The 9,406-nt window shown below is 57.9% G+C and carries 8 protein-coding genes; all 8 read left to right on the top strand.

The window, feature by feature from the left end:
* Positions 1–488 precede the first annotated feature (488 nt).
* From mraZ to murD, 8 genes are read left to right on the top strand one after another with little or no spacing between them, the layout of a single operon-like run.
* Positions 489–944 (top strand): division/cell wall cluster transcriptional repressor MraZ, encoded by a 456-nt coding sequence (gene mraZ, locus G403_RS0106520; protein WP_027853280.1) that lies wholly within the window; start codon positions 489–491, stop codon positions 942–944.
* An 18-nt stretch (positions 945–962) separates the two neighbouring features.
* Positions 963–1,901, top strand: coding sequence for a 16S rRNA (cytosine(1402)-N(4))-methyltransferase RsmH (gene rsmH / locus G403_RS0106515; RefSeq protein ID WP_027853279.1), 939 nt, complete (start codon positions 963–965; stop codon positions 1,899–1,901).
* Complete coding sequence (gene ftsL, locus G403_RS22445) at positions 1,898–2,293, top strand: cell division protein FtsL (protein ID WP_051298629.1); 396 nt, start codon at positions 1,898–1,900, stop codon at positions 2,291–2,293. Before rsmH ends, ftsL begins: the two co-directional genes overlap by 4 nt.
* Complete coding sequence (locus G403_RS0106505) at positions 2,280–4,001, top strand: peptidoglycan D,D-transpeptidase FtsI family protein (protein ID WP_084403958.1); 1,722 nt, start codon at positions 2,280–2,282, stop codon at positions 3,999–4,001. The genes ftsL and G403_RS0106505 overlap by 14 nt, the downstream gene beginning before the upstream one ends.
* A complete protein-coding gene (locus G403_RS0106500) occupies positions 3,998–5,494 on the top strand; it encodes a UDP-N-acetylmuramoyl-L-alanyl-D-glutamate--2,6-diaminopimelate ligase (RefSeq protein WP_036232798.1) in 1,497 nt (498 codons plus the stop codon). The genes G403_RS0106505 and G403_RS0106500 overlap by 4 nt, the downstream gene beginning before the upstream one ends.
* Positions 5,491–6,882, top strand: coding sequence for a UDP-N-acetylmuramoyl-tripeptide--D-alanyl-D-alanine ligase (locus G403_RS0106495; protein WP_245578212.1), 1,392 nt, complete (start codon positions 5,491–5,493; stop codon positions 6,880–6,882). The genes G403_RS0106500 and G403_RS0106495 overlap by 4 nt, the downstream gene beginning before the upstream one ends.
* A gap of 3 nt (positions 6,883–6,885) precedes the next feature.
* A complete protein-coding gene (gene mraY / locus G403_RS0106490) occupies positions 6,886–7,968 on the top strand; it encodes a phospho-N-acetylmuramoyl-pentapeptide-transferase (RefSeq protein ID WP_027853275.1) in 1,083 nt (360 codons plus the stop codon).
* 8 nt (positions 7,969–7,976) lie between these two features.
* On the top strand, positions 7,977–9,332 hold the full coding sequence (gene murD / locus G403_RS0106485) for a UDP-N-acetylmuramoyl-L-alanine--D-glutamate ligase (RefSeq protein ID WP_027853274.1): 1,356 nt from the start codon (positions 7,977–7,979) through the stop codon (positions 9,330–9,332).
* The last annotated feature ends 74 nt before the right edge of the window (positions 9,333–9,406 follow it).

Raw genomic sequence — 9,406 nt, 5'->3', positions numbered from 1 at the left:
TTTCCATGATGGGCTCCTTCTTTACGATTGGTTGAGTCAACTACCAATCTGGCACATAAATGCCATAGGAGGGGGAGTCCATCCCATTTCCCTAGCTACCGGTGTCTCGAATATCGATGCTATACATTTGGGTTTTAACTTTTCGTTACAACTTGAATTTCATACCTGTTTCAAATTTAAGCCAATATTCTCTTCTTTGTTTAAATTAGTTTTTTGCATTCGAAACTCATAGGTAGCTTTTGCAGAAAAGTCCGTATTTGCTGAAAAGCGAATGAATAGAACAATCTATCCAACTACTCTCCATCTCTCTCAAACTCTAGGGTTGAGCGCTTTTCAACTTAAATGAACCTAGGTCCAAGTCCCACTGCAAACCACAGGCTGTCAGCGCACCTGAATAACCTTGATTTGGGTAGCTTGGATACCTATAGTGTCGCATAGTGGTTAGTAGTGGGTGAAAGTGGGTTATTTTGGAGTTCCCGGTGGGGATAATGTTCCGCGGAGTCAATCCGATCAATCTCGATGGCAAGGGGCGCATGGCGATCCCGGCACGCTATCGCGAGTCGATCAAGGATTACTGCGATGGAAAGATGGTCGCCACAATCGATACCAACACCCGCTGTCTGACGCTTTACCCGGAACCCGAGTGGTTTGAGATTGAAGCCAAGCTTGATGCGCTGCCCGATCTGAAGCCGGCCGTTAAGCGCTTTAAACGCCTGCTGATGGGTCATGCCACAGAGCTGGATATGGATGGCGCCGGGCGCTTGCTGCTACCGGCTCCGTTGCGTGAATACGCCGGTTTGGAAAAGCATATTGTCCTGATCGGTCAGGGCCGCAAGTTTGAAATCTGGAGTGAAACACTCTGGAACGAAACCCGGGATGAGTATCTGCAGGAGATGGACGCGGATGCGGAGTTGCCGGAGGAATTGCAGACACTTTCTTTATAGATAAGGGGTTGGGCCGAGATGCCACAGGAATTCAGCCATAAAACCGTGCTGCTGGAAGAGGCTGTGAGCTCCCTGGTGGCTGATCCCGACGGGTTTTATGTGGATGGCACCTTCGGTCGCGGGGGGCATTCACGCCGCATTCTGGCTCAGCTTAGTGAAAAAGGTCGTCTGATGGCGATCGATAAGGACCCGCAGGCGATTCAGTATGCCCAGGCCGCCTTCGCTGACGATGAGCGTTTTATGATCCGGCACGGCTCCTTCTCGGAATTGGAAAAGTTTATCGAGGCGGAAGGTCTTGTCGGGCAGGTGTCCGGCGTGTTGCTGGATTTGGGGGTGAGTTCACCCCAGCTGGATGACCCGGAACGAGGTTTTAGTTTTCTTAACGATGGTCCGCTGGATATGCGGATGGATACCAGTTGTGGTGAAAGTGCGGCTGACTGGATCAATCGCGCGCCGGAAGCGGAGATTGCCGACGTGTTGTTTACCTACGGCGAGGAAAAATTTTCCCGCCGCATGGCTCGGGCGGTGGTTCAGGCCCGGGCAGAAGAGCCAATCACGACAACGGCTCGGTTGGCCAAAATTATCGCCGAGGCTAACCCCCGTTGGGAAAAAGGTAAAAATCCGGCAACGCGCGCTTTTCAGGGGATTCGTATCCATATCAACCGGGAACTGGACGACATCGAGCAAGTGCTGGCCCAAGCGCTGGAGGTGTTGGCCGTAGGTGGGCGCTTGGTCGTGATCAGCTTCCACTCGCTGGAAGATCGTCTGGTCAAACGTTTTATCCGCAAGTATGTGAAAGGCGATGAGCACCTGCCGCCGGGAATACCGGTGACGCAGGAGATGCTTAACCAGCGGCTTAAATCGTTGGGTAAGGCGTTCAAGGCGTCAAAGGCAGAGCTTGATGCGAACCCCCGCGCTCGCAGCGCGGTAATGCGTGTGGCGGTAAAAACGGCATGAAGCCGCTGGAGTTTTTTAAAGCACTGCGGGATGTCTGGCTGAGCCAGCCCGCGCTGGAAGGCGGCGATGGCAGTACGGCGCCTCTGGAGGGGCGCATGCTGGGTGCTGCAGATCTGCTGAAACCAGCCGCTCTGCTTTTGTGTCTGATGCTGGCAGTGGTGGGATCGGCGTTGATGGTGATCTACTCCGCCTATGAGTACCGGCGTCTGTTCAACCAGCATCAGGTGTTGAGCGAACAGGGTGATGAGTTGCAGGTGGAGTGGGGGCAGCTGCTGCTTGAAGAGAGTGCCTGGAGCTCAAACAACCGGGTCGAGACGCTGGCCGACAAAAAGCTGGCGATGAAAGTACCGCAACCGGAAAACATCGAGATAGTGCGTCATGGACAGCGATAAGCAGACAATTCAGGCAATGGCGGCACGGGGCTGGCGGCTCTGGCTGGTGTTCGTCCTGTTGGTGCTGATCGTCGTCGTAATCCTGGCGAAAATGCTCTCGCTATCCACCGAGGAGCAGGAGTTTCTGCGCAGCCAGGGCGATGCTAGAACACTTAGAACCATGCTGCTACCCGCTCATCGCGGCTTGATTACGGATCGTAATGGCGATCCGCTCGCTGTCAGCGCCCCGGTCGCAACGATCTGGGCTGATCCGAAAATGGCCGATGTGGGTAATACCCGAATACGTGCCCTTGCACAGTTGCTGGACACGTCTCGTGAAGAGCTGCTCAGAGCGCTTAATGAGGATAGGGAACGCCGTTTTCTCTACCTCAAGCGTCAGGTAACGCCCGAGTTGGCGGAACAGGTTTCTGCGCTGGGTATTCCCGGTATTCATGTGGATCAGGAGTACAAGCGCTACTATCCCGCGGCGGAAGTGGCGACACATCTGGTGGGTTTTACCAGTGTGGATGGCGAGGGCCAGGAAGGCTTGGAACTTGCCTATAACGACTGGCTGCGCGGCGAGCCCGGGCGCAAGCTGGTCATGAAGGACCGGACCGGCCGCACGATCAAACATATCCGCTCTCTGGCACCGGCACAGCCGGGTAAAGATCTTGCGCTGAGCATCGATCTGCGCCTGCAGTATATGGCTTATCGCGAGCTGAAGGATGCAGTCTCGACCCATCAGGCGGATTCAGGCTCCGTTGTCGTGCTTGATGTGCACACCGGGGAGGTGCTGGCCATGGTGAATCAGCCCTCCTATAACCCCAATGATCGCAGCAACCTGTTGACCTCGGCGCTCAGAAACCGGGCCATGACCGACATCTTTGAGCCGGGCTCCACGATGAAGCCGATCACCGTGGCTACGGCGTTAATGACCGGTCGTTATACCCCGAAAACGGTGCTTGATACCTCACCGGGCTACATCCGTGTCCGCAGTGCTACCATCCGCGACCATCGCAACTACGGCGAGCTGGATCTGACCGGCATTATCACCAAATCGAGCAATGTGGGTGTCACGCGTCTGGCGCTGGATATGGCGCCGGACGCCATTCGTAACGTGATGCATAACCTGGGCTTGGGGCAGGTAAGCGGGACCGGGTTCCCTGGCGAACGCACCGGTACACTGCCGTTTCTCAGCGAGCGTCAGACCGTGGAGCGCGCCACGCTGTCCTACGGATACGGTCTCTCTGTGACGCCATTGCAGCTGGCGCATTCCTACCTGCCACTGGCGAATGGCGGGGTCCAGAAGCCTGTGTCGTTGCTACGTGTTGATGATGTGGCGCATACCGAGAGTCGCAGAGTGATGCCGGAGCAGATCGCCGACCAGGTGCTGGCAATGATGGAGACCGTGATCACACCGCAGGGGACCGGGCGCCGCGCCGCGGTGACGGGTTATCGGATCGCCGGTAAAACCGGCACGTCACATAAAGCCAGTGGCGGTGGATATGCATCAGACCGCTATGTCTCCGTATTTTCCGGTATGGCGCCGGCATCCAACCCCCGAATTGTGATGGCAGTGATGATCGATAACCCCAAGGGGCAGGAATACTATGGTGGCGAAGTGGCCGCGCCCGTGTTCTCCCGGGTAGCCGCCGGTGCACTGCGGTTACTGAATGTGCCGCCTGATGACTGGCCGGACAGTGACAAACAACAGGTGGTGCAGCGATGACACATCGTATCGAATATCACCTGGAAGACCTGCTCAGCCATGTGCCGCAACAGCTTGCGGCATTGCGCGTTTCCGGGGTTTGCCAGGACAGCCGTTGCGTGCGTCCGGGGGATCTGTTTTTTGCCCGTTCAGGTACACGCCATCGCGGTGTCGACTTTATAGCGCAAGCGGCGGATAAGGGAGCCGTCGCAGCCATTGTTGATAGTGCTGAAGTTAATGAAACTGAAGCGCTCAACTTCGAAATTCCGGTCCTTCGCATGGCTGATCTGCCCACTCAGATCGGCTTGGCGGCAAGCCGGTTTTACGGGGAGCCGAGCCGCAGAATGCGGGTGATTGGCATCACAGGGACTAACGGAAAGACCTCCTGTGCCCATTATCTGGCCCAGGCCATGAATCAGTGCGGTCGGCGAACGGCCTTAATCGGTACGGTGGGGAATGGCTTCCCGGGACAGTTGCGCGAGGCTACCCATACAACGCCCGATGCCATCAGTTTGCATGCGGAGTTGGCACGATTGTATGCCGAGGGCGCTGAGGCGGTGGTTATGGAGGTTTCAAGCCACGCACTGGATCAAAGCCGTGTTGCCGGTGTCCAGTTTGCTGCGACGGGATACACCAACCTGACCCATGACCACCTGGACTATCACGGCGATATGCAGGGCTATGCCCGTGCCAAGGCGCGCTTGTTTAACGACTACGGTGCGCCGATACAGGTGTTAAATGCAGATGATGCCGAAGGTGCTCGCTTGTTGGCTGAGCAGTGCCCGGCCGGCGGCGAACGGATCGGATTCTCGACCTGCGACAGCTCGGTGCAGGTGTTTGCGGACCGGATCGAGCTGCGCCCGCAGGGGTTGATGTTTGAGCTGCGCACGCCCTGGGGGGAGGTGCTGGTCGCGGCGCCTTTGCTCGGTGCTTTTAATGTCAGCAACCTGCTGCTCGTCTGTGCCGTTCTCGGTGGTCTGGGCTTTGAGCTTAGCAATATTGCCACTGCCGTGGCGTCTCTGGAGTCGGTCAGTGGCCGTATGGAGCGGCTATCAGTGGCTGGGGCGCCCACCGTGATTGTGGACTACGCCCACACGCCGGATGCGCTGAAAAAAGCGATCGAAGGCGTGCGAGAACATATGGATGAACAGAGTCGCTTGTGGGTGGTATTTGGCTGTGGCGGGGATCGCGACATGGCTAAACGGGCACTGATGGGCAAGATCGCCTCACAAGGTGCTGACGAAGTGGTTCTGACCAGCGATAATCCGCGCTCCGAAAATCCCGGCAGGATTATTGAGATGATTAAAGACGGTGTCGGGGAGGGCGTACCCCTCCATGTGGAGCCGGATCGTGCCACGGCTATCCGTAGGAGCATCGAGCAGGCTGCACCCGCGGATCTGGTCCTGCTGGCCGGCAAAGGTCATGAAACCTACCAGGAAATTGACGGAGTACGGTCCCATTTCAGCGATCAGGAGGTGGCGCTTGATGCCCTGCACGGGAGGGCCGGACAATGAGTCGACAGATGCTGGCAGACTTCCTCCTGCAACGCCTTGTTGAAGTGCTGGGCGCGTCCACTGTGGGTATCGATGGCGATATCCGTTGCAGCGGCGTGTCCACCGATACGCGCCATATTGAAAAGGGCGATCTGTTCGTGGCTCTCAAGGGGCCGCGTTTTGATGCCCACGATTATGTCGGCGACGCCATTGGGAAGGGGGCTGTGGCCGCCGTGGTCGACCATGCTGTCGATCAGGCACTGCCGCAGTTGGTTGTCGCCGACACCCTATCCGCCCTCGGTGAGCTGGGGGCTCACAACCGACGGGCATTTGCAGGCCCGGTTTTTGCCGTTACCGGCAGTAGCGGTAAAACCAGTGTCAAGGAGATGCTCGCCTCCATGCTGGCAACGCGTGGGCAGGTGATGGCGACACGGGGCAACCTGAACAACGAGATCGGTGTGCCTCTGACTCTGCTGCGTCTGTCCGGGGCAGATCAGTTTGCCGTGATTGAGCTGGGTGCCAGTGCCCTTGGTGAAATTGCCCGAACCACGGCGATGGCTATGCCGCAGGTCGCCATTCTGACTAACGTTCAGGGCGCACATCTGGAGGGGTTCGGCTCGCTGGAAAATATCGTTCAGGCCAAGGGGGAGATCTTCCAGGGGCTGTCCGAAGGCGGTTGCGGCGTGGTCAACGCCGATGATCCCTACGCCGATGTCTGGCTCAAGAAACTGGAAACGCTGGGACGTCGTTTCATACGTTTTTCCGTGGATGGTCGGCCGGCTGAAATTCAGGTGTCATCGGCCCGCCTGGGTGACAACGGATGTTGGACGTTCAACCTTGAGTACAGGGGCGAGGCTGTGCCGGTTCAGCTTGCGGTGATGGGGCGGCATAACCTGTCGAATGCGGCAGCGGCGGCGGCGGCTTGGGTCGCTGCAGGCCTGCCCCTGAAAGAGGCAGTGGCTGGGTTGCAGGCCTTCAAGCCCGTGGCTGGACGGTTATCACCGCTGCGGCTGTCCAGGGGGGCTCTGTTGGTGGATGACAGCTACAACGCCAACCCCGGCTCGGTCAGAGCCGCTATTGATGTGCTGGCATCGCTCCCGGGGCCGCGCACGTTGATTCTGGGCGATATGGCGGAGCTTGGGAGTGAGGCAGCGGATCTGCATGGTGCCCTGGGGGACTATGCGGGTACACGCGGGATTGAGCGGGTCTGGAGTACCGGCAACCTGTCCCGTCATGTCACTGCCCGGGCGCGCCTGAAAGGCTGTGACTGTGAGCATTTCGACGATTTTCAGAGCCTGGAGGCTGCATTGCACAGGCTCGATTTAACATCAGGCACCCTGCTGATCAAAGGTTCGCGCAGTGCGGGAATGGATAGAGCGGTCAAGGCTCTGCAAGAGGGAGAGAAATAACCAATGCTACTTTTATTGACCGAGTTTCTGTCCCAGTTCTACAGCGGATTTACCGTATTCGGCTATATCACGCTGCGTGGCATTCTGGGTGTTTTGACGGCGCTCGGCCTCTCACTGTTTATCGGCCCACGCCTGATCGCGCACCTGAAAATGAAACAGATCGGGCAGGCGGTGCGGGATGATGGCCCGCAAAGCCACCTGAGCAAAGCCGGAACCCCGACCATGGGGGGCGCTTTGATTATCCTGTCGATCGCCATCAGTACCCTGCTATGGAGCGACCTGAGTAACCGTTATGTCTGGATTACGCTCGGCGTCCTGCTGATTTTTGGGGCTGTAGGTTGGGTCGATGACTGGCGCAAGGTGGTGGAAAAAAATCCACGTGGACTGCCTGCACGCTGGAAGTATCTGTGGCAGTCCGTCGGCGGTCTGGGTGCCGCCATCTTGCTGTATGCCTCGGCCCAAAGCCCGGTGGAGACGCAGCTGATATTGCCGTTCATCAAGGAGTTCTCTCTGGAAATGGGGCTCTTCTTCGTTGTGTTCACCTACTTCGTCATCGTGGGTAGCTCCAATGCCGTGAATCTGACGGACGGCCTTGATGGTCTGGCGATCATGCCCACGGTGATGGTCGCCGGTGCGTTGGCGATTTTTGCCTATCTGAGTGGCCACATTCAGTTTGCCAACTACCTGCATATCCCCTATGTGGCGGGTGCGGGTGAGTTGATCATCCTGTGTGGTGGCATTGTCGGGGCCGGGCTGGGCTTTCTCTGGTTCAACACCTATCCGGCTCAGGTGTTCATGGGTGATGTGGGCGCGTTGGCACTGGGCGCCGTGCTGGGTGTGATCGCCGTGATCGTGCGCCAGGAACTGGTGCTGGTGATCATGGGCGGTGTCTTCGTGATGGAAACTGTTTCGGTGATCCTGCAGGTCGCCTCATTCAAGCTGACGGGGCGTCGCATCTTTCGGATGGCGCCGATCCATCACCATTTCGAGTTAAAAGGCTGGCCGGAACCACGCGTTATCGTGCGGTTCTGGATAATTACCGTGGTGCTGGTCCTGATCGGGCTGGCCACGCTGAAGATTCGGTGAGTCAGAATATGAGCCTGATCGCAACAGATAAAAGAAGAGCGGTGGTCGGTCTGGGTCAGACCGGGCTTGCCTGCGTGCGCTATCTGGCGCGTCGAGGCCTGCCTTTCTTTGTGTGCGATACGCGTGAACAACCACCGGGCCTTGACAGTATGCGCCGGGATTATCCACAGATCGAAGTATTTACCGGTCCTCTGGATGCGGCGCTGCTGTCTCGCGTTGATGAGATTCTGCTGAGTCCCGGTGTCGCGCAGTCGGATCCGGCGATACAAGCTGCCGTTAAAGCCGGGGTCGCGCTGAGTGGTGATATAGATCTGTTCAGGGCCGAGGCCAAAGCGCCGATTGTTGCGATCACGGGCTCCAACGCTAAGAGTACCGTGACCACACTGGTGGGCGAGATGGCCGAGGCGGCTGGGGTTAAGGTCAAAGTTGGTGGCAACTTGGGCACGCCGGCGCTGGATCTTCTGGATGAAAATGCGGAGCTCTACGTGCTTGAGCTGTCCAGTTTCCAGTTGGAAACCACCCATAACCTGCGGGCCGATGCGGCGACCGTACTGAATATCAGCCCCGATCACCTGGACCGGTACCCGGATATACCCGCCTATCACGCGGCCAAACACCGAATTTATCGCGGTTGTCACTGGGCGGTTGAAAACCGCGATGATCCACTGACCCAGCCATTGCTACCGCAGGGCGCAGAGCGAATCAGCTTTGGGCTCGGCAAGCCCGATCTGGGCCAGTACGGCCTGCTGGAAAAATCAGGCGAGAACTGGCTTGCTAAAGGGTTGGAGCCGTTGATGCCGGTGTCGCAGATGAAGGTCCGCGGCAGCCATAATCAGGCCAATGCGCTGGCCGCCCTGGCGTTGGGCGAGGCTGTTGGACTGCCGATACCTGCCATGCTGGAAGCGATAAAAGCGTTCTCGGGCCTCGAACATCGTTGTCAGTGGGTGGCGGATAAGGCGGGGCTGAGTTGGTTTAACGACTCCAAGGGGACCAACGTGGGAGCAACGCTGGCCGCACTCCGTGGCCTGGGCGATACGCTGGGGCCCGATGGGCGCATCGTCCTGATTGCTGGAGGGGTCGGTAAAGAGCAGGCCTTTTCTGAGCTCTCTGCGCCCATGGGAAAACTGGGGCGTGCACTGGTATTGATAGGACGGGATGCACAGCAGATTGCTGCAGATGTGTCCTCGGTGCCCAGTCATTTTGCGGCTGATATGACCGATGCGGTGCAACAAGCCAGGGCGCTGGCACGTCCGGGCGATGTTGTACTGCTATCACCGGCCTGTGCCAGCTTTGATATGTATTCAGGTTACCCCGAGCGGGGTCGGGTGTTTGTTGAAGCGGTGGAGGGACTGCCATGCGACTGACGATCCCTCGGCTCAGAATGCCCAAGATTGGACTGTCTCTTCCTGAACGCTGGAAAACCTTAGGGGCACCGGCA

This window comes from Marinobacterium litorale DSM 23545, from assembly GCF_000428985.1.
GTDB lineage: Bacteria > Pseudomonadota > Gammaproteobacteria > Pseudomonadales > Balneatricaceae > Marinobacterium_D > Marinobacterium_D litorale.
Note: the sequence above shows the minus strand (reverse complement) of the source record. Positions and strands in the feature narration are given on the sequence as shown.

Excerpts from the sequence above, each read along its gene's own strand:
- mraY (WP_027853275.1), top strand. The coding sequence starts at position 6,886 with ATGCTACTTTTATTGACCGAGTTTCTGTCCCAGTTCTACAGCGGATTT.
- G403_RS0106495 (WP_245578212.1), top strand. The coding sequence starts at position 5,491 with ATGAGTCGACAGATGCTGGCAGACTTCCTCCTGCAACGCCTTGTTGAA.
- mraZ (WP_027853280.1), top strand. The coding sequence starts at position 489 with ATGTTCCGCGGAGTCAATCCGATCAATCTCGATGGCAAGGGGCGCATG.
- murD (WP_027853274.1), top strand. The coding sequence starts at position 7,977 with ATGAGCCTGATCGCAACAGATAAAAGAAGAGCGGTGGTCGGTCTGGGT.
- G403_RS0106500 (WP_036232798.1), top strand. The coding sequence starts at position 3,998 with ATGACACATCGTATCGAATATCACCTGGAAGACCTGCTCAGCCATGTG.
- G403_RS0106505 (WP_084403958.1), top strand. The coding sequence starts at position 2,280 with ATGGACAGCGATAAGCAGACAATTCAGGCAATGGCGGCACGGGGCTGG.
- rsmH (WP_027853279.1), top strand. The coding sequence starts at position 963 with ATGCCACAGGAATTCAGCCATAAAACCGTGCTGCTGGAAGAGGCTGTG.
- ftsL (WP_051298629.1), top strand. The coding sequence starts at position 1,898 with ATGAAGCCGCTGGAGTTTTTTAAAGCACTGCGGGATGTCTGGCTGAGC.